Annotated in this window: 25 protein-coding genes, 1 tRNA gene and 1 pseudogene; 13 read left to right on the forward strand and 14 right to left on the reverse strand. The window is 69.9% G+C overall.

Going from position 1 to position 23,579, the window contains the following annotated elements:
- Both Mth01_RS14770 and Mth01_RS14775 read right to left on the reverse strand, forming a co-directional pair.
- Positions 1 to 228, reverse strand: a pseudogene (locus Mth01_RS14770) (hypothetical protein); the annotation flags it as partial.
- A gap of 102 nt (positions 229 to 330) precedes the next feature.
- A complete protein-coding gene (locus tag Mth01_RS14775; protein WP_204016425.1) occupies positions 331 to 747 on the reverse strand; it encodes an SsgA family sporulation/cell division regulator in 417 nt (138 codons plus the stop codon).
- 414 nt (positions 748 to 1,161) lie between these two features.
- Here Mth01_RS14775 and Mth01_RS14780 point away from each other — a divergent pair.
- From Mth01_RS14780 to Mth01_RS14800, 5 genes are all read left to right on the forward strand, one after another.
- Positions 1,162 to 1,236, forward strand: a tRNA-Val gene (locus tag Mth01_RS14780).
- A gap of 124 nt (positions 1,237 to 1,360) precedes the next feature.
- A complete protein-coding gene (locus tag Mth01_RS14785) occupies positions 1,361 to 1,549 on the forward strand; it encodes a YccF domain-containing protein (protein WP_407695947.1) in 189 nt (62 codons plus the stop codon).
- 261 nt (positions 1,550 to 1,810) lie between these two features.
- The gene (locus tag Mth01_RS30140) at positions 1,811 to 2,599 is read left to right on the forward strand and encodes a DUF6461 domain-containing protein (protein ID WP_204016427.1); all 789 of its coding nucleotides are present in this window, start codon (positions 1,811 to 1,813) and stop codon (positions 2,597 to 2,599) included.
- Positions 2,600 to 2,603: 4 nt separating this feature from the next.
- Entirely contained in the window at positions 2,604 to 2,945 is a 342-nt protein-coding gene (locus Mth01_RS14795) for a hypothetical protein (protein WP_204016428.1), read from the forward strand.
- A gap of 61 nt (positions 2,946 to 3,006) precedes the next feature.
- A complete protein-coding gene (locus Mth01_RS14800; RefSeq protein ID WP_204016429.1) occupies positions 3,007 to 3,789 on the forward strand; it encodes a TNT domain-containing protein in 783 nt (260 codons plus the stop codon).
- A gap of 1 nt (position 3,790) precedes the next feature.
- On the opposite strand, the gene Mth01_RS14805 is transcribed toward Mth01_RS14800, so the two are convergent.
- Positions 3,791 to 4,165, reverse strand: coding sequence for a CBS domain-containing protein (locus Mth01_RS14805; protein ID WP_204016430.1), 375 nt, complete (start codon positions 4,163 to 4,165; stop codon positions 3,791 to 3,793).
- Entirely contained in the window at positions 4,152 to 4,580 is a 429-nt protein-coding gene (locus Mth01_RS14810; RefSeq protein WP_204016431.1) for a CBS domain-containing protein, read from the reverse strand. The genes Mth01_RS14805 and Mth01_RS14810 overlap by 14 nt, the downstream gene beginning before the upstream one ends.
- A 178-nt stretch (positions 4,581 to 4,758) precedes the next feature.
- Here Mth01_RS14810 and Mth01_RS14815 point away from each other — a divergent pair, with 178 nt between their 5' ends.
- Positions 4,759 to 6,054, forward strand: coding sequence for a PP2C family protein-serine/threonine phosphatase (locus Mth01_RS14815; RefSeq protein ID WP_239089671.1), 1,296 nt, complete (start codon positions 4,759 to 4,761; stop codon positions 6,052 to 6,054).
- A gap of 183 nt (positions 6,055 to 6,237) precedes the next feature.
- Positions 6,238 to 7,464: a Glu/Leu/Phe/Val dehydrogenase dimerization domain-containing protein gene (locus tag Mth01_RS14820; protein ID WP_204016432.1), complete on the forward strand. Its 1,227-nt coding sequence runs from the start codon at positions 6,238 to 6,240 to the stop codon at positions 7,462 to 7,464.
- On the opposite strand, the gene ptsP is transcribed toward Mth01_RS14820, so the two are convergent.
- From ptsP to Mth01_RS14860, 8 genes are read right to left on the reverse strand one after another with little or no spacing between them, the layout of a single operon-like run.
- A complete protein-coding gene (gene ptsP, locus Mth01_RS14825) occupies positions 7,456 to 9,117 on the reverse strand; it encodes a phosphoenolpyruvate--protein phosphotransferase (protein WP_204016433.1) in 1,662 nt (553 codons plus the stop codon). The genes Mth01_RS14820 and ptsP overlap by 9 nt on opposite strands.
- A gap of 7 nt (positions 9,118 to 9,124) precedes the next feature.
- Positions 9,125 to 9,394: an HPr family phosphocarrier protein gene (locus Mth01_RS14830; protein ID WP_204016434.1), complete on the reverse strand. Its 270-nt coding sequence runs from the start codon at positions 9,392 to 9,394 to the stop codon at positions 9,125 to 9,127.
- A gap of 45 nt (positions 9,395 to 9,439) precedes the next feature.
- Entirely contained in the window at positions 9,440 to 10,486 is a 1,047-nt protein-coding gene (locus Mth01_RS14835; RefSeq protein WP_204016435.1) for a zinc-dependent dehydrogenase, read from the reverse strand.
- Entirely contained in the window at positions 10,483 to 10,941 is a 459-nt protein-coding gene (locus Mth01_RS14840; protein WP_204016436.1) for a PTS sugar transporter subunit IIA, read from the reverse strand. Before Mth01_RS14840 ends, Mth01_RS14835 begins: the two co-directional genes overlap by 4 nt.
- Positions 10,934 to 11,242: a PTS sugar transporter subunit IIB gene (locus Mth01_RS14845; RefSeq protein ID WP_204016437.1), complete on the reverse strand. Its 309-nt coding sequence runs from the start codon at positions 11,240 to 11,242 to the stop codon at positions 10,934 to 10,936. The genes Mth01_RS14840 and Mth01_RS14845 overlap by 8 nt, the downstream gene beginning before the upstream one ends.
- Before the next feature lie 5 nt (positions 11,243 to 11,247).
- Positions 11,248 to 12,345 carry a PTS mannitol transporter subunit IICB gene (mtlA, locus tag Mth01_RS14850; RefSeq protein ID WP_204016438.1) on the reverse strand — a complete coding sequence of 366 codons (1,098 nt, stop codon included), beginning with the start codon at positions 12,343 to 12,345 and terminating at the stop codon, positions 11,248 to 11,250.
- A gap of 49 nt (positions 12,346 to 12,394) precedes the next feature.
- Positions 12,395 to 13,339 carry a 1-phosphofructokinase gene (gene pfkB, locus Mth01_RS14855; RefSeq protein ID WP_204016439.1) on the reverse strand — a complete coding sequence of 315 codons (945 nt, stop codon included), beginning with the start codon at positions 13,337 to 13,339 and terminating at the stop codon, positions 12,395 to 12,397.
- Entirely contained in the window at positions 13,336 to 14,097 is a 762-nt protein-coding gene (locus Mth01_RS14860; RefSeq protein ID WP_204016440.1) for a DeoR/GlpR family DNA-binding transcription regulator, read from the reverse strand. The genes pfkB and Mth01_RS14860 overlap by 4 nt, the downstream gene beginning before the upstream one ends.
- A 310-nt stretch (positions 14,098 to 14,407) precedes the next feature.
- Between Mth01_RS14860 and Mth01_RS14865 the strand changes: the two genes are divergently transcribed.
- The 3 genes from Mth01_RS14865 to Mth01_RS14875 are packed head-to-tail and all read left to right on the forward strand — an operon-like array spanning position 14,408 to position 16,336.
- On the forward strand, positions 14,408 to 15,283 hold the full coding sequence (locus tag Mth01_RS14865) for a phosphotransferase (protein ID WP_204016505.1): 876 nt from the start codon (positions 14,408 to 14,410) through the stop codon (positions 15,281 to 15,283).
- On the forward strand, positions 15,177 to 15,578 hold the full coding sequence (locus tag Mth01_RS14870) for a nucleotide pyrophosphohydrolase (protein ID WP_204016441.1): 402 nt from the start codon (positions 15,177 to 15,179) through the stop codon (positions 15,576 to 15,578). The genes Mth01_RS14865 and Mth01_RS14870 overlap by 107 nt, the downstream gene beginning before the upstream one ends.
- A 59-nt stretch (positions 15,579 to 15,637) precedes the next feature.
- On the forward strand, positions 15,638 to 16,336 hold the full coding sequence (locus Mth01_RS14875; RefSeq protein WP_204016442.1) for a hypothetical protein: 699 nt from the start codon (positions 15,638 to 15,640) through the stop codon (positions 16,334 to 16,336).
- A gap of 135 nt (positions 16,337 to 16,471) precedes the next feature.
- Here Mth01_RS14875 and Mth01_RS14880 read toward each other — a convergent pair whose 3' ends face one another.
- Together Mth01_RS14880 and Mth01_RS14885 are read right to left on the reverse strand one after the other, a co-directional pair.
- Complete coding sequence (locus tag Mth01_RS14880) at positions 16,472 to 17,722, reverse strand: NAD(P)/FAD-dependent oxidoreductase (protein WP_204016443.1); 1,251 nt, start codon at positions 17,720 to 17,722, stop codon at positions 16,472 to 16,474.
- A gap of 127 nt (positions 17,723 to 17,849) precedes the next feature.
- Entirely contained in the window at positions 17,850 to 19,394 is a 1,545-nt protein-coding gene (locus Mth01_RS14885) for a PucR family transcriptional regulator (RefSeq protein ID WP_204016444.1), read from the reverse strand.
- A 235-nt stretch (positions 19,395 to 19,629) separates the two neighbouring features.
- Here Mth01_RS14885 and Mth01_RS14890 point away from each other — a divergent pair, with 235 nt between their 5' ends.
- From Mth01_RS14890 to Mth01_RS14900, 3 genes are all read left to right on the forward strand, one after another.
- Entirely contained in the window at positions 19,630 to 21,576 is a 1,947-nt protein-coding gene (locus Mth01_RS14890) for an HsdM family class I SAM-dependent methyltransferase (RefSeq protein ID WP_204016445.1), read from the forward strand.
- Between the two features lie 26 nt (positions 21,577 to 21,602).
- Entirely contained in the window at positions 21,603 to 22,061 is a 459-nt protein-coding gene (locus tag Mth01_RS14895) for a DUF5990 family protein (protein WP_239089672.1), read from the forward strand.
- A gap of 301 nt (positions 22,062 to 22,362) precedes the next feature.
- A complete protein-coding gene (locus Mth01_RS14900) occupies positions 22,363 to 23,565 on the forward strand; it encodes a UDP-N-acetylglucosamine--N-acetylmuramyl-(pentapeptide) pyrophosphoryl-undecaprenol N-acetylglucosamine transferase (RefSeq protein ID WP_239089673.1) in 1,203 nt (400 codons plus the stop codon).
- The last annotated feature ends 14 nt before the right edge of the window (positions 23,566 to 23,579 follow it).

Genomic DNA, 23,579 nt, shown 5'->3' on the forward strand with positions numbered 1-23,579 from the left:
GGCCACCAGATCGGTGCCCCACGCGTTCGGCCCGTCGAACGGCGGATCGAGCGGCACGTTGGCGACAAGCTTCATGTTCGCGCTGTGCTTGATCTCGTCCGTCGAGGGTGGGGCCGATTGCTGGGACGGGGGTTGCGATGAAGGCTGGGATGAAGGCTGGGCCGTGGTGCAGGCGGCGGTCATGAGGAGGAGCCCGGCCAGCGCGATCAGCGGCTTCGGTCGACTCATCGCGCACCCTCCGGAGGGAAGAGATGATCCACTTCGGAGGCTATGCGGCGCGAGAGGCCGATGCGGGCAAGTTTCGTAACGGTTTGGAAGCTAGCGCCGGGACTAGGAGCTCCAGAGCATGTTGCCGAGCTCCTCGTCGAGATCCATGAAGTCGGTCTCGCGGCCGGCCGGGACCAGCTCATAAGTGCGGTGCAGGAACTCGGTCAGCGGGGCGAGGGGCACCTCGAACAGGGCCTGCCCGAAGGGGGAGGTGAGGCTGATGTGCAGCGATCGCTCCCGGTCGGAGCGGGCCGGCCAGACCTCGACGTCCCCGTCTCCCACACGACGCACGATGCCCACCGTCAGCAACTCGCGAGCGAAGATCCACTCGACCGGTTCGTCGTTCCCCACATGGAACGCCATCCGGATGGCGTACGGGTCGTCCGCGGTGTAGCTCAGCCCGGCGAGCAGCGGGACGGTCGTACGGTCGGGGACCACAAGCCGAAGGCCCAGCTCGGCAGAGACGGTGGTGCTGTTCATCGTCAGCCAAACCTCTTCGTCGTCGGGTCCCCTGGCGGGGGCTTTCGCTGCTCGGACGGGCTCCGTCCGCTGCTCGTGCTACGAGGCGAACGATGAGACCCGTAGGAAAGATTCCGCCTCCAGGCCCTTCTGTAACGCACATCACAGCTTGACATTCGGTCATCTACCTGCTCATACATCGCTGACAGGCACATACTTACCTCTGGTTTGCGCGTCGATGTGGCCTTCCTTGCGCCGTCGTTACGGGTAGGTGGTGCGTATCGGTCGAGCATGGAGCATCACGATGCTATGCCACCAGACCGTCACGCCGGGGGCGGTCCGGGGAACCTCCTCCGCGACGGGCGTCCTTTCGCCAGCACCCCCGATGGTGCGGTATGGTTTTCCCCGTCGGCACCGCAAGGCGCCGGTCGTCCCGGGCGATTAGCTCAGCGGGAGAGCGCTTCGTTCACACCGAAGAGGTCACTGGTTCGATCCCAGTATCGCCCACCATATTTTCCCAGGTCAACGGCCGGATCCTAAGAGCGAGGATCCGGCTTTTCGATCGTCTGACCCCGATCTGACCCCCGGAGCCTCCACTACCTGCTGAGTCCGGCCGGGTGGGACAGTGAGCCCTGTGAACGCCGTCCTTAATGTCATCTGGCTGATCTTCGCCGGGATCTGGTTGGCGATCGGGCACATCGCCACCGCGATCCCGCTGTTCATCTCGATCATCGGCATCCCGCTGGGGATCGCGAACCTCAAAATGATCCCGATCTCGCTGATGCCGCTGGGCAAGGACATCGTTCCCGTAAACCATGGATAAGTGACCCGAGACGACAAGTGGGTCTTCTCGGGATCGAGCGCGTCCCGTTCCCGGGAACGACCGACCTGCTGGAAGTTCCTCGTGTAGTACAGGGACGCAGCGCCACCGACGGCTGGGTCCCGACGAGATCGCGTTCCTGACCTACACCTCCGGGACAACAGCTGGAAATCTACGCGGTGAAGGACATGGCCCGAGAGCCGTGATCCCGCCGTTGGAGATCGATCCGTTGCCAGGCGTTGAGAACATCGGTAGTTTCCGATCATGTCCGATGACGACTTCACTCCACTCCGCGTCACCCGGCTCGCCTACGGGCGTGACATCAGCTTGGCGATCCGGGAGTGGGCGCGGGCCAACGGACACCAGGTCAGCGATCGTGGCCGGGTCGCGTATGAGCTCGTCGACGCCTTCTTCGCGGCCAACCCGGAAGCGTATGAGCAGGCCGGGAAGATCGAACTGGTACGGGCCACGGCCCGCACGCCCGGCGCATCGCCGGAGGACTACGCATGGCAGGACGAGGGCCCGCTGGGACCGATCTACACGATCACCTTCGTCAGGGGAGTCGGCGAGCACGAGGCACTGCGTCGCCTGGGTGCCGCCCCCGAGAACATCCGCCTGATCGGCCCGGAGGAGTACAGCGATCCGCACAGTGCCGACATTGTCACGGTGAAACAGGCCGGGGACTGGAGCATCCTGATCGAGGACTGCGGCTGGCGCAGCGTGGAGCGCGACGTCATGGGTGAGCTGTCCCGCGAAGGCGGCGAGACCGTAGCGGTGATGCGACATGACTATGCCGCCAGGCACGACTTCGCCTACGCCTTCGACGGTGAACTCGTCACCGGCCTCGATCCGAGCTGTCCCGGAACCCGGTGGGGCACCGAACCGGATCGGCTCAACCAGCATCTTCGCGAGCTCGGCATCGATCCAGACGCCGATGACTGGATCGACAACCCCATCCCGGCCGCCCTCGCGCTCGCCAGCCGAATCTCCGGCGTCATGGTCACGCCCAAGCATGCCGAGCGTCCCGTGCTCGGCGCCGCGAACCCCCACTGACGACATGAAAAGCGCTGGAGAGCAGGGCCGCGCCGCCTACCGCCGCTTCGGTTTGGTATCGCCCATCACGTTCGTGTTGCCCCAGAAGGCCGGGCCGTTGCTCAACGGGCCGGTCTTCCGTCATATTGCCCAGGGCGGCGGCCGGCTTCGGGTGAATTGCGGGATCTCTCCACTCTCCGTGATACGCCTTTCATTGCCCGTTATCGGCATTTCTCGCTTTCTTTCCGACTGTGCTTCGGGTGTTTTTCGCTGCGCTGGACAATGGCCGGTGATGCGTTTTAAAGTCGGCCGGGTACGCACGGATCAATCGCATCTCAGATCATCGGCAGGTAACTTCCTCCGCTGATTTACCGATTGATGCGAATCTGTCCGATCGCACACCTTGTGCACCCTTTTCGGGAGAATTCGTGCGCAATTTCCTTCGACGGTCACCGCTGGTGGCTGCGCTCGCCCTCGCGGCCGCGGCCTTCACCGCCGCTCCGGCTCTGGCCCTGGCCTCCGACGACGACACCCCCGGCGCGAGCCCGGCCGGGCTCGACCAGGAAGTGACGCTCTCGTCGAAGGCGGCGAATAACCGGAAGCCCACGCCGCCCCCCGGCGACCGGGAGTCCAAGACGGACGTATGCGGTCCGCCGTACGTGCTGGGAAACAAGTCTCTGGGGCCGGAACTCCTCCCGACCAGGGGCCCACTGGGCGAGATCGTGCGGGGTTACACCCTGTACGGTGGACTGCCCCCGACGGAATTCCTCGACCGCTATTTCAATGAGAAGACCGATTTCTACAACTACCCGCCGGATTTCGGCTTCGCGCACCCCGAAGGGTTCGGCAACGCCAAGCCGATCGTGTACACGAAGCTCCTCCCGGTGGGGTACAAGGTCGACCGGTTCGGCGGCGAGTCGGGGGCGTTTCTCTCGCCGCTCGGCACGCCGTACGCGCAGCGGGCGCTGCCGCCGAGCAACCTCAACACGTTCAGCGGTGATCTCGCGCACAAGTGCAACTACCACGCCTACAAAGTGATCCGTGCGTTCCGGGTCGACGCGGGCCCGATCGCTCCGGCGTTCCAGCAGCCCGGTGAGGGACTGCAACTGCACACGCTCGCCAAGTACATCCCCGGCGCGCCGGCGAACGACCAGGGAGAGGTGTCGGTCGGCTGGCTGGCCGACAACGGCTACCTCGCGCGCCTGTCCTGAGCTAGGACGCCCAGGTCTCCACGGCGAGCAGGTCACGCATCGACACCATGCCCACCAGGCGTCCGTCCTCGTCCACCGGCATGTGCCGTACTCCGGCCTCCAGCATCCGGCGGGCGACGTCGCGGGTGTCCTCGTCGAGCCGCGCCGTACGCAGCTCCGTCGAGGCGAACGCGGCGGCCGTCACGGTGACGGGGTCCCGGCAGGTGGCCATCGCCTCCGCCAGGTCGCGCTCGGTGATCACTCCAGTGACCTGCTCGCCCTCGAGCACGGCAAGTGCCCCGACGTTTCTCTCCGTCATCCGCCGCGCCACCTGGGGCAGGCGCTCGTCGGCCTGGCATCCGAAGATCATCGGACGGTAGACGTTACTGATCCGCATCGTCCCCCCCTGCTGCCAGCATTCTCATCAGGTCGCGCCGGCTCACGATGCCCACCAGCTCGTCGCCCCGCACGACCGGAACGCTCTTCATCCCCATTGTGACCAGGAGTTCGACGAGTTCCAGCACGTCGGTGTCCTCCCGGACGGTCTTGACGTTCGGGGTCATCACCTCTTCGACCTCCAGGGCCGGCCGCGCGTCCGATGCGGCCGCGAAGTGGAGATAGGCCCGGGGGTCCGCCTCGAGTTCGCCGCGCAGCAGATCCATCTCGCTGACGATCCCGATCATCCGGCCGCTCTCGTCGACCACCGGCGCGGCCGTGATGTCCTTTTCGCAGAGCAGGCGGACGGCCTGTGTCGCCGTCCACGTGCGCGGCACCGTCACCACCGGCGCCGTCATCACCTCGCGGACCAACATCGCGCACCTCCTCACCCCTCAGCACCCGGTGGGGGAGTTTCGGGGTAACTGAACGGGACAGGATTCCCGACAGAGCGGCAGGTGAAACATTCCGCTCAGAAGGCGGATTACGGGGGTGATCTCCATGATCACACTGAGCGGGGCGGCATCGGCCTGATCAGTGGGAAAGGAGGGGCGCATGGCATCACAGGCCGGGCATCTGTTCGATCAGCCAGATGGAGAGCTGGATCGTATCCAGGCCGGATTGCGACAACTCGAACGCCAGTACGACATGCTGCGGGGGCTGCTCGACGCGGTGCTGGCGATCAGTGCGGAGCTGGAACTCGAGCCGGTCCTGCACAGGATCGTGGACGCCGCCCGGGATCTGGTGCATGCCCGCTACGGCGCCCTGGGCGTACTGAGCGAGACGGGGCAGTTCACCGCGATGATCAGCTCGGGGTTCTGTCATGATCACTTCGCTGCGCGGGGTGATGAACTGCCCCACGGCAGCGGACTGCTGGGTGAGCTGGTACGCGATCCGCGGCCACTGCGCGTGGACGACCTGCCGGCCCATCCCCGTGCGTCCGGCGTCCCTGAAGGGCATCCCGCGATGACCACCCTGCTGGGGGTGCCGATCCGGGTCCGTCAGGCGACCTACGGGAACATCTACCTGGCCGAGAAGGTGGGCGGCCCGTTCACGGACGCGGATCAGGAGGTGGTGACGGCGCTGGCCGGCGCGGCGGGCGTGGCGATCGAGAACGCGCGCCTCTACCGGCGGACGTGCCGGGCCACCGAGGACTTCCAGCGTCAACTGCTGCCCGAGATGCCGCACCTGGAGGGCTGGGAACTGCAGGCCCGGTTCCAGCCATCCAGCAGGGCGCCGTGCATCGGGGGTGACTGGTACGACGTGTTCCGCCTGCCCGACGGGGTGCCCTGCCTGGTGATCGGGGACGTCATGGGCCACGACGTGCGGGCCGCCATCGTGATGAGCCAGATCAGCAACATGCTCCGCGTCATCGCGTTCGACGAGCCGGACTCGCCCAGTGGGATCCTGCGCCACCTGGACCGGGTCCTGGACCGGATGTACGGGGGGCCGATGGCCACCGTCGCCGTCGCCCGCCTGGAATCGGCCACCGGGTCCGGCGGACGCCTGAGCTGGGCCAGCGCCGGGCACCTGCCGCCCCTGCTGGCCGTCCCGGGCGAGCCGGCCCGCTATCTGTACGCCGAGACCGGCGTCCCGCTGGGTGTCGATCCGGACCTGCCCAGGCCCGACAACCACGCTCGGCTGCCGTGCGGCGCCGCCGTGCTGCTGTACACCGACGGCCTGGTCGAACACCGCGATCGCCCCCTGAGCCAGGGGATGGACCAGATCGCCGCCATCGCCACCGCCCACGCCGCCGATCCGCTGGCGCGGATGTGCGACGCCCTGCTGGCCCACCCCGGCGGCGCCTTCGACGACGACGTCGCGCTGCTGGCCGCCCATCCGCCGGCGTGATAGCGCGGAGCGTACTGGGCGAAATGTATAGCAGAATGCCCGGAATGTCGGGCAAACCCAGCACATCGTGTAGCTGGTCAGCGTTCTCTTGCGCAGCTCTTCGCGCATCGGATCACAATATGCGCAAGATCCCGTCCCTCCCCCTCTCGGGATGGGCAGGCACAGGAGAAACAGGAACAGGACATGAAGCACCTGCTCACCCAGTTCGAGAACAAGGCCCCTGAGATCGTTTTCGAATGGCACGATGCTGAGACGCCCGCCAGGGGATGGGTGGTGATCAACTCGTTGCGGGGCGGCGCCGCGGGCGGCGGGACCCGGATGCGCCCCGGGCTCGACCGCGATGAGGTCGTGTCGCTGGCCAAGACGATGGAGATCAAGTTCACCGTGTCCGGGCCGCGGATCGGCGGCGCCAAGTCCGGCATCGACTTCGACCCGCGCGACCCCCGCAAGAACGACGTCCTGCGCCGCTGGTACACGGCGGTCACTCCGCTGCTGAAGACCTACTACGGCACCGGCGGCGACCTCAACGTGGACGAGATGCAGGAGGTCGTGCCCATCACCGAGAGCCTCGGGCTGTGGCATCCGCAGGAGGGTGTGGTCAGGGGTCACTTCGACGCGAGGGACCGAGAGCTCGTGGGGCGGGTCGGACAGCTCCGGCTGGGCGTGGCCAAGGTCGTGGCGGACCCGCGCCTCACCCCGGATCCGGCCGGCCGCCACTCGGTCGCGGACCTGATCACCGGGTGGGGCGTCGCGCAGTCGGTGCGGCACTACTACGCCGTCTACGGCGGGGACATCGCCGGTAAGCGGGTCATCGTGCAGGGCTGGGGCAACGTCGGCTCCGCTGCCGCCTATTACGCCGCCCAGTCGGGCGCGCGGGTGGTCGGCGTGATCGACCGTGACGGCGGCATCGTCAACCCGGCAGGGTACGGCTTCGACGAGATCCGCGAACTGTTCCTCGCCAAGGACGGCAACACGCTGCGCGCCGACGGCCTGGTGCCGTACGCCGAGATCGACGAGGCCATCTGGGACGTCGGAGCCGAGGTCTTCCTGCCCTGCGCGGCCTCCCGCCTGGTCACCCGGGACCAGGTGGACCGTATGACGACGCGGGGGCTCGAGGTCATCGCCTGCGGCGCCAACGTGCCGTTCGCCGATCCCGAGATCTTCTACGGGCAGACGTACGAGCACGCCGACAAGAGCGTCGCCGTCGTACCGGACTTCATCGCCAACTCCGGCATGGCCCGTACCTTCGCCCTCCTCATGCGGGACGGCGTCGAGATCACCGACCAGGCGATCTTCAGCGACATCTCGGCCACGATCGAGTCCGCCCTCAGGCGCTGCCATGAGAGTTCTCCGGCGCGCACGGGCGTGGCGAGCACCGCGTTCGAGATCGCCCTCGATCAGCTAGTCTGACCCGCTCCGCGCAGAACGTCGCGCCTCGGCCGGATCGCCGGCCTCCAGGGCCGCTCCGGCCGCCGCCCGGCACTCCTCGAGCGTGTGCCGGGCCAGGGATTCCCGTACGGCGGGGATGCTGGGCGCCGACATGGACAGGCTCGTCACGCCGAGGCCGACCAGGACGACGGCCAGGAGCGGGTCGGCCGCGGCCTCTCCGCACACTCCGACGGGTTTGCCCGCCCGCTCGCCGGCCGCGGCGCACTCGGCGACCAGCCGCAGCAGCGCGGGCTGCCACGGGTCGAGCAGGTCGGCCAGGTCACCGTGCTGACGGTCCGCCGCGCAGGTGTACTGGCTGAGGTCGTTGGTGCCGATGCTGAGGAAGCCGAGCTCGGCCAGCAGGCGGGACGCCTGGAGCGCGGCCGCCGGCACCTCGACCATCGCGCCGACGTCGGTGATCCCTCTGGCCCCGGCCTTGCGGGCGAAGGCGGCCGCTTCGGCCGCCGTGGTCACCATGGGGGCCATCACCCATGGTCGTACGCCGGTGGAGCGGGCGGCCGCGACGATCGCGTCGAGTTGGGTGTCGAGCACACCGGGGCGCAGGCGGTCGACCCGCAGTCCGCGGATGCCGAGCGCGGGGTTGATCTCCTCGGGCAGGTTGAGGAACGGCAGTGGCTTGTCTGTGCCGGCGTCCAGGGTGCGTACGATCACCCGGCCGCCGGGGAGGGCCCGGAAGACCGCCTCGTAGGCGGCGATCTGCTCGTCCAGGCCGGGTGCCTCGCGCCGGTCGAGGAAGAGGAACTCGGTACGGAACAGTCCGACGCCCTCAGCGGAGAAACCGGACTCCAGATCGGCGGCGGAGCCGATGTTGAGCAGCAGCTTCACCGGGTGGCCGTCGGCGGTGCGGCCCGGTCCGCCGCTCGCCCGCAGGCGGTCGCGCTCACGGGCCGCGCGCTGTCGGATCGCGGCGGCCTCGTCCTGGCCGACGCCCGTGCGGATTTCGCCGAGTGCGCCGTCCACGGCGACGGCCTCGCCGTCGTCGAGCATGGCCGCGCCGGGGCAGGCGACCACGGCGGGCAGTCCCCGGGCGCGGGCGAGGATGGCGGTGTGGCTGGTCGGCCCGCCCTTCTCCGTGACCAGTGCGAGCACCGCCTCCGGGTCGAGCGTGGCGGTGTCGGCGGGGGAGAGGTCCTCGGCCACCAGCACGAAGGGGTGTCCCGGGTCGGGCACGCCCGGCATGGGCAGGCCGAGCGCGGCGGCGACCGCGCGGTTTCCGATGTCGTCGAGGTCGGCGGCGCGTTCGGCGAAGTAGCCGCCCGCCGCGAGCAGCGCCCGGCGGTGGTGGGCGCAGGCGGCGGCGATGGCGTGGGCCGCGTCCATCCCGGCGCCGGTGTTCTCCTCGACCGAGTCGCGCAGGCCGGGGTCGGCGGCGATCAGCGACTGCGCTTCCAGGATCTCCCGGGCGGTGGGCTCGGCCGCTTTCGCGGCGAGCGCGGTGAGGGTGTCGGAGGTCTCCCGCAGCGCGTGTTCGGCCTTCTCGAGTTCCGCGGCGCGGTCGTCCGGCGGGACGACGGTGGGATCGGGAAGCCTGATCAGGCCCGCCATCCGGCGCACCGGGCCCGCCGTGGAACCGGGGCTGACGCCGAGCCCGCGCAGCGTACGGCGCTCGCTCATCGGGATCTCATCCTGCGTCGAGGTCGCGGGAGAGGAGATCGGCGAGGGCGTCGAGCGCGGCGTCGGCGCCGGGGCCGTCCGCGTCGAGGGTGACCCGCGTGCCCTGCGTGGCGCCGAGGGCCAGCACGGCCAGGATGCTGTTCGCCGGGACGGGTTCGCCGTCGCCGACCCGGATGCGTACCGGTGTCGTCTGACGTGCCGCGGCCTCAACGAAGATCTTCGCGGGCCGGGCGTGCAGGCCCGTGCGGGAGGCGATGACCACTGTCCTCTCCGGCATGGTCGTGGACCTTTCTGTGGGGGAGTGCGGGGGGGCGATGGGGGGTCAGGGTTCGACGGTGACTTTGATGGCGGCGCCGCGGCTGACGATGTCGATGCCGTCGAGGACCTCGGCGAGCGGGAGCCGGTGTGTGATCAGGTCGGCGACCGGCACGGACCCGTCGGCGATCAGTTCGAGGGCGCGGGCGTTGTGCGCCGGGCTCGAGCCGTTCGCCCCGACGATGGTCAACTCCCGGTAGTGCACGAGATTGGAGTCGCAGGCGATGATCGGGTCGTCCTTGGGCAGCCCCCCGAAGAAGCTGATCCGTCCCTGGCGGGCCGCGATCCGCAGCGCCTGTTCCTGGGCTGCCTTCGAGGCAGCGGCGGTGATCACTACGTCGGTGCCGCGGCCCTCGGTCAGTTTGAGCACCTGTTCGGTGATGTCGGCGCCGTGTACAGTGTTGTCGCCATGCACGGTGGCGTCCGGCCGTACCCGTTCGGCGGCCAGCGCCAGCCGGTCGGCGTTGATGTCGGCCAGGAACACCCGGGCCGCCCCGCGTGAGCGGGCCAGCCGTACGTGCAGGCAGCCGATCGGGCCGGAGCCGATGACCAGGACGTCGTCGCCGGTGCCGACCCGGGCCAGTTCCTGCCCGTTGAGGACGCAGGCGAGCGGCTCGGCGACCGATGCCTCGGCGAAGCCGACCCCGTCCGGAATGCGGTTGAGGCCGCCGACGGCCAGGACCTTGGCCGGGACGACCATGTATTCGGCGAAGCCGCCGTCGTAGTGGTAGCCCATCGACTCCTGCGCCGGGCAGACCGTCATCCGGCCGCGGCGGCACTCCGCGCAGGTCCCGCACGGGATGGCCGCGATGACCTGGACCCGGTCACCGGGCGACCAGGTCGGCACGTCGGTCTCGACGACCTCCCCGGCGATCTCGTGGCCCATCACCCGGGGCGGCCTGATGTGGTGGTGCCCATGCTTGAGGATCTTGGCGTCGGTGCCGCAGGTGGAGCAGTTCCGTACGCGGATCTTGACCTCGCCGGGGCCCGCCACGGGTTCGGGCGCGTCCTCGATGCGGATGTCTCCGGGGGCGTGGAACCGGGCGACCTTCATCCGGCGGTCTCCTCTTGTGTCGGGTGCAGCAGGCGGACGACGTCCTCCACCCGGGTGGCCTCCCGCAGGGCGTGGACGCGTTCCGGGTCGAGCAGGATCTGGGCCAGCTCGGCGAGCAGCCGTACGTGGCCGTCCCCGCGGGCGGCGATGCCGACGCACACGGTGACCTTCTCGCCGTCCCAGTCGACGCCGTCGGGAAAGCGCAGGACGCAGATCGCGTCGTGGTGGACCGCGTCCTTGCCGGCGAGGGTGCCGTGCGGGATCGCGACGCCCTCCCCGACATAGGTGGAGATCGAGCGCTCACGCTCGATCATCGTGTCGACGTACGGCTCGGCGACGGCGCCGACCGCGACGAGGGCCCGGCCGCACTGGCGGATCGCGTCGTCGCGGCCCACCGCCGAGGCGGTGAGCCGGACGGCGCGGGGGTCGAGCGGGAGCGGTGCCGCCTCAGGCATTCACGGTCCCGCCGTTCTTGATCGTGGCGACGAGCGCGGTGACCGCCGGGTCGCCGATGAAGATCCTGATGGGGATGAGCACGGTGCCGGGGGCGGTCTGCCTCGCTCGGTCGGCGAGTCCGGCGTGGCATACCACGACGTCGGCGTCGGAGGGGATGGAGTTGACCGGGGTGTGCTCGACCTCGATCCCCAGCCCCTTGAGCTGCTTGCGCAACTGGCTGGCCAGCATCACGCTGCTGCCCATTCCGGCGTCGCAGGCCACGATGATCTTGCGGATGTCCTTGCTCTCGATGCCGGCCATGTCGGTCAGGCCTCCTGGGTGGCGGACGTGGTGATGTCGGCTTCGGGTTGCTCCTTGCCCGCCGCCCGGCCGAAGCCCAGCAGTGCGGAGGCGACGGCGAAAGAGACGGCCGTGGCGACGAGGACGCCGGCCAGCATGCCGAACCAGCCGCCCTTGGGGGTGACCGCGAAGTAGGCGAAGATGCTGCCGGGCGACGGGGTGGCGACCAGTCCGGCGCCGGTGATCATGAAGGTGAAGATGCCGGCCGCGCCACCGGCCATCGCCGCGAGAATGAGCCGCGGCTTCATCAGCACGTACGGGAAGTAGATCTCGTGGATGCCGCCGAGGAAATGGATGATCATGGCGGCGGGGGCGGAGGGACGCAGCGAGCGGGGGCCGAAGAACAGGTAGGCCAGGAGGAGGCCGAGGCCGGGGCCGGGGTTGGACTCCAGCATGAACAGGATCGACTTGCCGTCCTTGACCGCCTCCGCGACGCCGAGCGGACCGAGCACGCCGTGGTTGATCGCGTTGTTGAGGAACAGCACCTTGGCCGGCTCGATCAGCACCGAGGCCAGCGGAAGCAGGCTGTGGTTGATCAGCCAGCCGACCGCGTCGCCGGCGGCCTCGGTGACCACTTTCACGACCGGCCCGATGCCCCACGCGCCGAGGACGGCCATCGCGCCGCCGACGATCCCGGCGCTGAAGTTGTCCACCAGCATCTCGAAGCCGGCCCTGGTCCGCTGCTGGGTGAACCCGTCGACGAGCTTGATCACGAAGGCGGCGAGCGGTCCGATGATCATCGCGCCGAGGAACATGGGGATGTCGGAGCCGACGATCACGCCCATGGTGGCGACCGCGCCGACCACCGCGCCGCGCTGACCGTGGACCATCCGGCCGCCGGTGTAGCCGATCAGCACCGGCAGCAGGACGGTGATCATCGGGCCGACGAGTTCGGCGAGGGACTCGTTGGGCAGCCAGCCGGTGGGGATGAACAGCGCGGTGATCAGACCCCAGGCGATGAACGCGCCGATGTTCGGCATGATCATCCCGGCGAGGTGGCCGCCGATGCGCTGAATGGTGGCCTTGACTCCGGTGCCGTAGACCGTGGGGGTGTAGTTGGCCATGGGTTGTGCTCCTTCCGAAGGGGGTGGGGGGTTCCGCTTCGGTTCCTCGTCACCGGTCCGCGGATCTCAGCGGGCGTTCTGGATCGGGCCTGCCGACGCCTACCAGGTCGCGCCGGATGTCCTTGGGGTCCGGCATCCGGCTGCCGGGCAGTGCGACGGCGGCGGTCCCCCAGGCCAGCGCCTCGACCAGGGCCGCCTCACCCCTGGCTCCGGCCGCGAGGAAACCGGCCAGCATCGCGTCGCCCGCGCCGACCGTGCTGCGCGGCTCGGCCACCGGGCATTCGCCGTACCAGGTCCCGCCGTCCTGCACGAGCACCGCGCCGTCCGGGCCGATGCTGGCCAGCACCGTCGCCGCGCCCAGCGCGCGCAGCTTCTCGGCCGCCTCGATCACGTCGCCCAGACAGGTGAGCGCCATCCCCGTCGCCTCCGCGAGCTCCTCGCGGTTGGGCTTGATCAGCGCGGGGCCGGCGGCCGTGGCGATCGGTAGCGCCGGGCCGCTGGTGTCCACGGCCACGTTCATGCCCGCGTCGGCGAATCTGCGGCAGAGCCCGGCGTACACGTCGACGGGCACCCCCGGCGGCAGGCTGCCGGAGGCGACCACCCAGTCGGCCGCGTGCGCGGTGTCGAGGATGGCCTCGGCCACGGCCTCCAACTCGGCTGCCGACATCGCGGTGCCCGGCTCGTTGATCTTCGTGACCGTGCCGTCGGGCTCGGCCAGCGTGACGTTGGACCGGGTCGCCCCGGCGATGGGGACTGTGATCATGTCGATGCCCTCGCGGGACAGCAGGTCCACGAGCTGCCGGCCCTCGTGGCCGCCGTACGGGACGACCGCGCAGGACTCGACCCGGTTGGCGAGCAGCGCGCGGGACACGTTGACGCCCTTCCCGCCGGGGTCGAGGCGTGCCGCCGCGGCGCGGATGACGGCGCCGCGGTCCAGCGCGGCGATCTCGATCGTGCGATCCAGGCTGGGGTTGAGGGTGAGAGTGAGGATCATGCGCGTACCACCTCCGGCCCGGCGGCGGCGATGTCGGCCGCGACCGCGGGGTCCAGCCCGGAGTCGGTGACGATCATGTCGATCTCGGTGAGCGCGGCGAACCTGGCGAGGTACACACCGGAGAACTTGGTGTGGTCGGCCAGCACCACGCTGCGCTCGGCCGCGCCGATCATCGCACGCTTGATCGCGGCCTCGGCCGGGTCGGGGGTCGTCAGCCCCTTGCCCACCGAGCACCCGTTGGTGCCCATGAACGCGACGTCGACGTGCAGATCCTCCAGCGGGCGCAGCGCCCAGTCATCGACCGTGGCGAGAGTGCGGCCGCGCACCCGCCCACCCAGCATGATCACAGTGAGGTTGGCCCTGGTCGCGAGCATCGTCGCGAGCGGCGGCGCGTTGACGATGACGGTGAGCTCACGGTCGCCGGGCAGTGCCCGGGCCAGACGGCCGGTCGTCGAGCCCGCGTCGATGACGATCGCGCCGTCTTCCGGCAGTTCGGCCAGGGCCGCCTTGGCGATGCGCTCCTTCTCCTCGGTCATGACCTCGTCCCTGGCGGCGAGGGCGGGTTCGAAGCCGAGCCGCTCGACCGGGATGGCGCCGCCGTGTACGCGTCGCAGCACGCCGGCCCGCTCCAGGACGGTCAGGTCGCGGCGGATGGTCTCCGTGGTCACGGCGAACTCCTCCGCCAGCTTCACCACATCCACCCGTCCTGCGGCGCGCGCGCGGCCCAGGATCTCCTGCTGCCGCTCCTCCGCGTACATGATGTTGGTTCACCACCGTCTATCGTGTTGTTTCTCCTTTGTTTATACGCATCTTTGTTGGAAGTCAACGGGTGGCGGCCCAACCCCGTCTCGTGATCTTGCACTTTCTTGCAAACAACCATCCTGACCTGCGCGATTCCCATCGGTGATCTTGCAGATAGCTCAGAGCGCATATCTGCGAGAAACTGCAAGGTCGCGAACGTGAAATGCCTGGTCAAGGCTCGACGTGCGAGTATTCACAAGATCACGGGCTTGGAGGGGGTGGAGCGTGTGATCGCGGGACAGGATCTAGTGTGAGTGTGTGGAAGTGATGAGGGGCGGGGTCAACGAGGTGCGGCGGGTCGGCTCGACCGTGCACCGTCCGACCGGGCCGTGGAGCCCGGCGGTGCACGGCCTGCTGCGCCATCTCGAACGGCAGGGCTTCGGCGGAGCCCCACGGCTGTACGGCGTCACCGACGACGGCATGGAGATCCTCGACTTCATCCCCGGGCAGGTGGGCGAGTACCCGCTGACCACGGAGGTCGCCTCCTCCGAGGCTCTGGAGAGCGCGGCCGAGTTGCTCGCCGCCTACCATGACGCCACGGTCGGCTATGTGACGGGGCACGAGACCGGGTGGATGATGCCGGCGCCGGCACCGGCCGAGGTGATCCTGCACAACGACTACGCTCCGTACAACTGCGTGCTGGACGGCACCAGGGTCGTCGGCATCATCGACTTCGACACCGCCGCTCCCGGTCCTCGGCTCTGGGATGTGGCCTATGCGGTCTACCGCTGGGCGCCGACGACGGCTCCGGGAAACGGATCGGGCTTCGGCACGGCTGAGGAGCAGGCGGCCCGCGCCCGGGTGTTCTGCGACCGCTACGGGTTGGACGCCGCGGGGCGGAGCGCCCTGGTGGACACCATCACCGCCCGGCTCACCGCCCTGGTCGACTTCATGCACACCCGGGCCGCCGCGGGCGAGGCGGCGTTCCGGTGCCATATCGAGGAAGGCCACGACCGGCTCTACCGCGACGACATCGCCTACCTGGAGGAGCGGCCTGCCGTCTTCGAGGCGGCGCTCCTTCATTGGGGAGGACAGGATGTCCGAGCTGGCGGAGCTGGCCGTACGGCTGCGCGGGTTCGCGCAGGCCAGGGAGTGGGAGCAGTTCCACACTCCGAAGAATCTGGTGATGGCCCTGGCCGGTGAGGTGGGGGAGCTGGTGGCGGAGTTTCAGTGGCTCACCCCCGCCGAGGCTGAGAACCCGGACCCGGACACCATGGCGCGAGTGCGGGCCGAGTTGGGGGACGTCACCGGCTATCTGGTACGGCTGGCCGACGTGCTCGGCGTGGACCTGATCGCCGCGGCGCACGTCAAGCTGGACGAGAGCGAGCGCCGCTATCCCCCGGAGCTGTATCGCGGCTCAGCCAGAAAGGCCCCGCCGCTGCCCTCCTGCGCAGATGAAGACACGGCTCCGTCCGGGCGCGTCGGCTATATGCCGTGATATCGAACTAAGCCGCCGATCGGGTGTCATCGCGGACCTCGCTGGATTAGAGTGCCCGAATGATCATAAAGCGTTCCGTGCTCGCCGCGGGTCTGACCGGTCTGTTAGGCGCCGCGCTCCTCGTCTCTGCTTCTCCCGCTCTGGCCGGAAGTCCCCCCAAGCCGCCCACTCCGGCCCAACTCCGGTCCGCCCTGCTTCAGCCGGAGGATCTCGGTGATGACTTCGAGCACAACACGATCCGGAACAGGGAGCTCCTGAGCCCACGGCTCGCTCACACGAAGGCGTGTGTCAAGGCGATGAAGGGGGTGAAGCCGCTCACCCGGAGCAAGGTCGCGACCTGGCTGGCGAGGGAGGAGGCGCCGGAGGGGGTCAACGAGTACGTTGTGAGCGGCACCTCCGCCCAGATCTCCGCACTCGAGCGGGCCGCGAAGGTCATGGTCCGTGACTGCGGCCACGTCAATGCCGGCACCAAGGAGATCAAACAGACGATCAGAAAGCTGTCGGTCGGCAAGCTCGGCGATGGAGCATACGGGATCAGGTTCCGCAATGTGATCCCGTCCGTGAATCCGGATCCGAGCATGGCGGTCGACATCGTGATCATCAGAGTGAAGAACACCATGATCACTCTGGAGCACAACGGCTTCTATGGCAAGTTCGATGCGGATCTCACCAGAACCGCCGCCGAGATCGCCACGACGAGGCTCCAGGAAATTCTGGACGGTTCGACGTCCAGCGCCGAGCACTCCGTGGTCGTCTAATCGTCAGGTGATTCGCGCGTTGTTTCCTGGAGTCCTGACCGTGACTCGCTGGATCTCACCTAAACCTGACCCGTGGCCGCCCATGTGCCCTGCCCCGCCCCCGGCACATGGGGGGCAGGGCGGGCGGCCGTGACGTCAGCGGGTGGGGTTGAAGTCCCGCAGGGCGGTGGGCACCTTGCCCGTGGTGATCTGCTCGGCGAGCATCCGCCCGGTGATCGGCCCCTGGGTGATGCCCCACATGCCGTGCCCGCCGGCGACGAAGATCCCCGGGACGTCGGTGGCGCCGATGAGGGGCATGCCGTCGGGGGTGACGGGCCGGGGGCCGACCCACAGGTCGGTCATCGCGTCCCAGTCGACTCCGGACAGCAGCGGCCTGGCCGACTTGACGATCGCGTCGATCCGCCGCTGCACCAGCGGGTGGTCGGGCCCGCGGAACTCCATCGTTCCCGCGACCCGGAGCTTGCCCTGGTACGGCGTGCAGGCGACGCGCACGGCCGGCAGGTAGATCGGCCCGCGCACGGGCTCCGCGGTGGGCACGGTGAAGGAGTAGCCGCGCCCGGCGCGCACCGGCACCCGAACGCCCCACGCCTTGCTGAGCCGGTTCAGCCAGGCGCCCGTGGCCAGGACGACGGCGTCGGCGGCGACCGAGTCGCCGGTGCTCGACACCACGGTCAGCCCGCCGCTCCCGGTACGCACGTCGGCGACATCGAAGCCGGAGCGGATCTCGGCGCCGCGGGCGGCGACGGCGCGGCCCAGCGCGTGCGTGAACTCTCCGGGGTCGATGTAGCGCTGCCCCTCCAGCCGGATGCCGGCCCGCACCCGCGGGGAGATCTGCGGCAGCAGCGCGCCGAGTTCGTCACCCTTGAACGCGGTGTACTCGATCTTCAGTCCCGACTCGTTGATCCGCCGCAGCTCGTGCAGCAGGCCCACGGCCTGGCGCTCGGTCTCGAACGCGGCCATGATCGGCGCGTCGATCGTGGGCGCCTCGACGCCGTTCGACGTGAGCACGTCGAAGGCCTCCAGGCACTCGTCGTTGAGCGGGATGTTCGCCCGTACGGCACGGCCCCAGGACTTCCAGCTGCAGTTCAGGGCGAACTTGGTGAGGAACGCCAGCAGGCCCGGGTCGGGGGTGGCCGGCACGTGCAGCGGGGCGTTCGGGTTGAGCAGGGAGCTCAGGCCGTAACGCAGGACGCCGGGCTCGTTCAGCGGGATGGCCAGCCCCGGGGAGAGCCACCCGGCGTTGCCCCAGGATGCGGCCGCGGCCACACCGCCGCGGTCGACCACGGTGACGTCCACGCCGCGCTCCTGCAGGAACCACGCGGTGGACAGCCCGACCACACCGGCGCCGATCACTACCGCTGTACGCGGCTCACGGTCCATACCCATCGCCTCCGCTATACCATTTTCCGCCTTTCACCGAGGATCGCTGCTGCGAGAGGGCGATGTGCTGTCCGCGTCGGACAAGTGCGACCACGGCCTTTGTCCCGCGCGGACAACGCCGTCGAGCACCGGCTCAGGGGCGGCTGTCCCGGTGCACGGCCAGCGCGATGATCATGGCCAGCCGCTTCTCCGGCACGTCGAGCCGCAGGTTGGTGATCTCGGCCATCTTCCTGAGCCGGTAGCGCACGGTGTTGGGGTGGACGCCGAGGCGATCGGCGGCGGCGGCCAGGTCCCCCTGCGCCTCCAGCCAGGCCCGCAACGTCGCGATGTAGCGCGTGCCGCGCTCGGTGTCGTACCGGGTGAGGTCGGCGACCGGCCCGCGCGCGGGGGCGCGTCCGGCGGCGGCCGCCGCCCGCAGGCGCTGCATCAGGATCTCGTCCCAGGACTCGTCATAGACGACGGCAGCGGCCCTGCCGGGCCGTGAGGCGCGCAGGGCGAGGCTCTCGTCGGCCTCCTGCCTGCTTGCGGGCAACTGGGCCGGCTCGGCCGCCCCGCCGATGCCGGCGTACACGGTGACCTGCCGGGGCAGGACGCCCGTGATCGAGGTGAGCCACTCATGCGCCGGCGTGGCGTCGGCGGCGCAGGGCAGCACGGTGTAGAGGGTGTTGCCGAACAGCGCGCTGCGCCCCGGTCGCGACCAGCCGAAGCCGGTGGTCGCGCGTTCGTAGGCGAGCAGGATCGCGGCGTGCCGCTCGTCGGCGACGTGCGCCTGCAGCGCGATCACCCGGAACTGCCCTCCGGGCAGGCCGAGCCGGCTGATCACAGCGAGGGCGTCGGCCGTCCCCTCCAGCAACTGGATGACGAGGTCGGACTCGACCTGCCGTTCCAGGTCGGCGCTGACCCGGGAGCGCAGCAGGTGCAGCGCGACCGCCCGGGCTCCGTCGCTCAGCACGGTCTGATGCTCAGGGGACAGCGGGCGCTCGCATTCGACCCAGATCGATCCCAGCAGCTCGCGCCCGGCGCGTACGGCGACCACCATGCGGCCGCGTAGTCCGTGCTCCGGCGAGGGCTCGACGAACAGCGGCTCGTCGGAGGCGCGCAGGTGCGCGAAGACGCCCTTGCGCTCCAGCAGATGGTGCATGGCGTCCGGAATCCGGCGGCCCAGGATGGTCTCCAGGCGCACCGGGTCGGCCGACTGCTGGGCCCGGGAGTACGCCAGGACCCGCGACATCTGGTCCTCGATCGTCACCGGGGAGCCGATCTCGGCGGCGAGCGAGTCGGCGAAGGCGAACAGATCGGTCGGTCCCCGCCCGGCGTCGGTCTCCCGGCCTTCGAGCACGAGGCCGTACACCACGCCGAAGAGCTGGCTCCAGGACACCGCGGGTTCCACGAGCAGCACCGCGATCCCGCTGTCGCGCGCCTGTGCCAGGGCCTGCTCCTCCAGGGGCGGGGTCCCGCGTACCAGCACCGCGGCGGCGCGCGCCGACCGGGCGAGCCGTACGGCTTCGGCCGCGGAGTCCACACCGACCGACAGGAACACGTCACCGGTCGCGGCGCGCGGGTCGGTCGGGTCGTGCACGACCACGCTGCGCAGCGCCACGTCGCGGGAGGCGGGGGCGCAGCACAGCCGGGCCCCGTAGCCGCCGAGGACGTTCACCAGCCGGTCAAGCTTCAGCATGATTAGCGGTGCCCCACCTGTCTCGATGCCGAGGGCATTGGCCCTCACAGTGGGCTCTGTGAGCGTTTCGCCTCATGCTAGTGCGTGACGAATGCCTGGCAGCGGGGTCGACAACGCCTCGGCGCGTGAACCGCCGTCAGATCCCCTTTCTCCTGTTGCGCATACCTGGCCCATGACCTGGCATGCTGGTGACCATGAGAGGTTTCCCCGGTGCCCGCGACGAGGATGGCCGCTGATGCGTGACGACGTCATGGTGAACGCCGCGGACATCGCCCGGATCGCGGACGTCGGCCGGGCCGCGGTGAGCAACTGGCGCAAGCGGTTCGACGACTTCCCTCGGCCGGTCGGCGGGACCGCGAGCAGTCCGTCCTTCTCCCTCGCGGAGATCGAGCAGTGGCTGCGCAAGCACAACAGGTACGTCGAGGTGGCGCCCCTGGAACGGGTCTGGCAGCGGCTGCGGGCCGTCGGCGACGATCTGCGCCTGGGGGATGTGGTCGTCTACACCGGGACATTCCTGCTCTACCTGAAACGTGATCCCGCCGCCTGGCGCGAGCTGGCCCGTCTCACCGACGACGAGATGCTGTCGCGGCTGCCCGGCTCGGTCGCGGCCGTGGTGCCCGAACCGCCCGGCGAGCTGCCGCACGAGCTCGGTGTCGACCCGTCGCTGATCCGGGCCATCGCCGAGGTGGGCGCCGAGGAGGGACCGGCCGCCGCGTTCGACGCGATCTGCGCCCGCTACATCGACGTTCACGCCCGGCGGCTGCTCGCCACCCCCGAACCCGTGGGCGCCCTGATGGCCCGGCTGGCCGCGACCGCCGGGAAGACCGTGCTCGATCCCAGCTGTGGCATCGGCACCCTTCTGCTCGCCTCGGGCGCCGCACGCGCGCTCGGCCAGGACGTCAACGGTACGGCGGCCCGCCTGACGGCGGTCAGGCTGCTGCTGCACGGCGTCGAAGCGGCCGTCCGCGACGGCGACTCGCTGCGGGCCGACGCGTTCCCGGACGAGCTGGTCGACGCGGTCATCTGCAATCCGCCGTTCAACGACCGGGGCTGGGGATACGAGGAGCTGACCAGCGACCCCCGATGGGAGTACGGCCTGCCGCCGCGCGGCGAGTCGGAGCTGGCCTGGGTGCAGCACTGCCTGTCCCATGTCCGCCCCGGCGGGCTCGTCGTCATCATGATGCCGGGCGTCGCGGCCAGCCGCAGATCCGGCCGCCGGGTCCGCGGCAACCTGCTCAGAGCCGGGGCGCTACGCGCCATCGTGACCCTGTCGGCCGGCGCCGCCCCCGCCTCCAGCGGTGCACCCGACCTGTGGGTGCTGCGGCGGCCCGAGGCCGGCGACCCACCCGCCTCCGACGTGCTCATGGTCAACGCCGGAGACGACCTCGCCGTCGTGGAGGCCGCCTGGCAGGCGTACACGAGCCGTGCGGAAACCGGGCCGCCGGATCTTCCGGAGGCGAGCCGCGTGGTGCGGATCATCGACCTGCTCGACGAGGAGGTGGCGCTCACCCCCGCACACCGGGTGAGCCGGCAGACCCGGGCGGAGCCGTTCACCGGGGTACGCGAGCGCGCCCGGGAGGCGATCTCCCGGCTGGAGGTCCCGAAGCTGACCCCGCTGCCGGTACGGCGCGAGCTGCCGCTGACGAGCATCGGCGAGCTGTCCAGGGCGGGGGTGGTGAGCATCGGCCAGGGCCCGCTCAAGCTGGCGGAGGAGACCGGCGACCTGCCCGTGCTGACCGTCAAGGACCTCGTGCGCGGCCGCGCACCAAGCGGGCGCACCTGCGACGAGCCCGGACTGGTGTTCACCCGGGAGGGGGACGTCGTCGCCCCGCTCATCCCCGGTGAGAACACCGCGGCACGGGTCGTGGCCGGCCCTCCCGTGGTGCTCGGCCCCCGGCTGCTGCTGTTCCGCGTGGACCCCGACCGGCTCGATCCGTACTATCTCGCCGGCTGCCTGCGCGTCACCGGCGAGACGAGCGTGCGGCTCGGCTCCTCGGTCCGGATGGATCCCCGCAGGGCGCGGCTGCCCCGGCTGCCGATCGAGGAGCAGCGGGAGTACGGCGAGGCCTTCCGGCGGCTGCTCGCCTACGAGGACGCGGTCCGCGAGCTCAGGACGGCCAGCGACGATCTCCTGCGGATCGGGTTCGAGGGCCTGCTCGACGGCACGCTCCACCCCGAATGAGCCCGCGTGCACGGGAAGATGGGGCTGTGCTGATTCGCATTGAGGCGTCCCACTTGCCGGGCCGGGACTGCGCTCAGGCACCGGGGTTCCCGGGGTACCGCAACATCCATGTCGGGGTGCAACGGCGGGCTCGCCCGCATGAGCTTCTCGGGCTGTATCGAGGGGATGCGCCGGAGGTGGTGTGGGAACTGGAGGCCACCGCCATGGTGAAAGAGAGCGGGTGGGATCTCCGCGGACCGTACGTGCAGGGCAGACCGGGCGGCCGGTTCGTGTACCTGTCGTGGGGGATGGTGGACGACGCCGGGACGTTCTCGATGTTCCGGCGGGCGAAGCTGTGGTTCGACGCCGTCCCGCCGGATGTGCTGGACGCCGCTGTGAAGGCCGGGCTGCTGGTGGGACGCCTGGGCCTGACCGACTCCCGCGGACAGCCGTTGTGCGCGGCGGTCCGCCCTCCCCTCATCGAATGGTCGGCTCCCGCGATTTGACCTCGCCATCAAGAACCGGCATTAACACCGCGTCAGGGGCGTAGAACGTCCGTTGGGGCACGATGGGCGCCGCGCAGCGCGGCGTTGGTGCCCTCGTGCACGGATACCGAGACGGGTTTGGGGGATCCCCCGCCCGGCGCAGGCTGCGTCTGACCCATAGCCATCAGAGTAGGCTCGAAGAGCATGCTGCGTCGGTCGAAGAAGACCGCTGGAGTGCACCCCGACTGCTATCGTCCGCAATGTTCTGCTATCCCAGGCGGCGGTTGAGTTGCCCCGCACAGCAAAATCGGGAGTTCTCCTCGTGACCGGTGACGCCGCCGACCGTCTCCTGCCGGATCCGAAGCGGCCCTTCCGTCTGATCGTGACCGGGGGCGGGACGGGCGGCCACACCTACCCCGCCCTGACAGCGGTACGCACCCTGCAGGGCAGGCTTGCGGCCACCGGCAGGGCTCTGGAGGTCTTGTGGGTCGGAACGGCGGACGGTCTGGAGGCGCGCGTCGCGGCGGCTGAGGGGATCGAGTTCGCCACGGTCGCCACCGGTAAGGTACGCCGCTCCCGCAATCCGCTGGAGATCGTCTCAAACATCAAGGACATGGGCCGCGCCCTGCTCGGCGTCATCCAGGCCCGTTCGATCGTCTCCGGGTTCCGGCCCGATGTGGTGCTGGCCACGGGCGGCTACGTCGCCGTTCCGGTGGGCCTGGCGGCCCGGATGCGCCGCCGTCCTCTGGTGGTCCATGAGCAGACGGTCCGTCTGGGTCTGGCCAACCGGATGCTCGCTCGTGCCGCGACGCGCTTTGCCGTGTCGTCCGAGTCGACCCTGTCTCTTCTGCCGGAGTCGGTTCGTGCGGGTGCCGTCGTCACGGGCAATCCCGTACGGCCCGAGGCGCTGTCGGGGCGGCCGGAGCGGGCGGTGGAGGCGCTCGGCCTGCACGGCTTCGATCGCTCCCTGCCGACCGTCTACGTCACCGGCGGGGCCCAGGGGTCGCAGCAGATCAACACCCTGATGTACGGCATCCTGCCGTGGCTGCTGTCTCACGCGAACGTCATCCACCAATGCGGGGCGGCGAACCTGGAGGGCCTGCGCCGGGACGCCGGTCAGCTGCCCGCCGAGCTCGCGGCCCGCTATCTGCTCACTGGTTTCGTCGGCCCGGAGCTGCCCGACGTTCTCGCGCTGGCCGATGTGGTGATCTCGCGGAGCGGCGCGGGGACGATCGCCGAGCTGACCGCGCTGGGCAAGGCGGCTGTGCTCATTCCGCTCGCCAGCTCCGCGGGCGGGGAACAGGAGCACAACGCTCGCCATCTGCACGAGGCCGGTGCGGCGGTTGCTCTGCTGGGCAATGTGTCACCTGATGGCCTGCGGCAGGCCGTGGCTCCGCTGCTCGCCGACCCGGCGTACCGCGCCGACATCGCGAAGCGGGCCATGGCGCATGGCCGGCCCGATGCGGCCGACCGGCTCGTCGATGTCGTCCTGTCGGTCGCCTCCCCCACCGACGGATCTCACTGAGTGTGCCGCTCGGC

The sequence above is a fragment of the Sphaerimonospora thailandensis genome (genome assembly GCF_016863115.1).
Classification (GTDB): domain Bacteria; phylum Actinomycetota; class Actinomycetes; order Streptosporangiales; family Streptosporangiaceae; genus Sphaerimonospora; species Sphaerimonospora cavernae.

Bases quoted from the DNA above. Each gene is read 5' to 3' on its own strand.
- Mth01_RS30140 (WP_204016427.1), top strand. From the start codon at position 1,811: ATGTCCGATGACGACTTCACTCCACTCCGCGTCACCCGGCTCGCCTAC.
- ptsP (WP_204016433.1), bottom strand. From the start codon at position 9,117: ATGAGCGAGCGCCGTACGCTGCGCGGGCTCGGCGTCAGCCCCGGTTCC.
- Mth01_RS14880 (WP_204016443.1), bottom strand. From the start codon at position 17,722: ATGGGTATGGACCGTGAGCCGCGTACAGCGGTAGTGATCGGCGCCGGT.
- Mth01_RS14795 (WP_204016428.1), top strand. From the start codon at position 2,604: ATGAAAAGCGCTGGAGAGCAGGGCCGCGCCGCCTACCGCCGCTTCGGT.
- Mth01_RS14805 (WP_204016430.1), bottom strand. From the start codon at position 4,165: ATGCGGATCAGTAACGTCTACCGTCCGATGATCTTCGGATGCCAGGCC.
- Mth01_RS14810 (WP_204016431.1), bottom strand. From the start codon at position 4,580: ATGTTGGTCCGCGAGGTGATGACGGCGCCGGTGGTGACGGTGCCGCGC.
- Mth01_RS14845 (WP_204016437.1), bottom strand. From the start codon at position 11,242: ATGGCCGGCATCGAGAGCAAGGACATCCGCAAGATCATCGTGGCCTGC.
- pfkB (WP_204016439.1), bottom strand. From the start codon at position 13,339: ATGATCCTCACTCTCACCCTCAACCCCAGCCTGGATCGCACGATCGAG.
- Mth01_RS14890 (WP_204016445.1), top strand. From the start codon at position 19,630: ATGCGTGACGACGTCATGGTGAACGCCGCGGACATCGCCCGGATCGCG.
- Mth01_RS14775 (WP_204016425.1), bottom strand. From the start codon at position 747: ATGAACAGCACCACCGTCTCTGCCGAGCTGGGCCTTCGGCTTGTGGTC.
- Mth01_RS14875 (WP_204016442.1), top strand. From the start codon at position 15,638: ATGATCATAAAGCGTTCCGTGCTCGCCGCGGGTCTGACCGGTCTGTTA.
- Mth01_RS14815 (WP_239089671.1), top strand. From the start codon at position 4,759: ATGGCATCACAGGCCGGGCATCTGTTCGATCAGCCAGATGGAGAGCTG.
- Mth01_RS14830 (WP_204016434.1), bottom strand. From the start codon at position 9,394: ATGCCGGAGAGGACAGTGGTCATCGCCTCCCGCACGGGCCTGCACGCC.
- Mth01_RS14885 (WP_204016444.1), bottom strand. From the start codon at position 19,394: ATGCTGAAGCTTGACCGGCTGGTGAACGTCCTCGGCGGCTACGGGGCC.
- Mth01_RS14835 (WP_204016435.1), bottom strand. From the start codon at position 10,486: ATGAAGGTCGCCCGGTTCCACGCCCCCGGAGACATCCGCATCGAGGAC.
- mtlA (WP_204016438.1), bottom strand. From the start codon at position 12,345: ATGGCCAACTACACCCCCACGGTCTACGGCACCGGAGTCAAGGCCACC.
- Mth01_RS14870 (WP_204016441.1), top strand. From the start codon at position 15,177: ATGTCCGAGCTGGCGGAGCTGGCCGTACGGCTGCGCGGGTTCGCGCAG.
- Mth01_RS14865 (WP_204016505.1), top strand. From the start codon at position 14,408: ATGAGGGGCGGGGTCAACGAGGTGCGGCGGGTCGGCTCGACCGTGCAC.
- Mth01_RS14820 (WP_204016432.1), top strand. From the start codon at position 6,238: ATGAAGCACCTGCTCACCCAGTTCGAGAACAAGGCCCCTGAGATCGTT.
- Mth01_RS14840 (WP_204016436.1), bottom strand. From the start codon at position 10,941: ATGCCTGAGGCGGCACCGCTCCCGCTCGACCCCCGCGCCGTCCGGCTC.
- Mth01_RS14860 (WP_204016440.1), bottom strand. From the start codon at position 14,097: ATGTACGCGGAGGAGCGGCAGCAGGAGATCCTGGGCCGCGCGCGCGCC.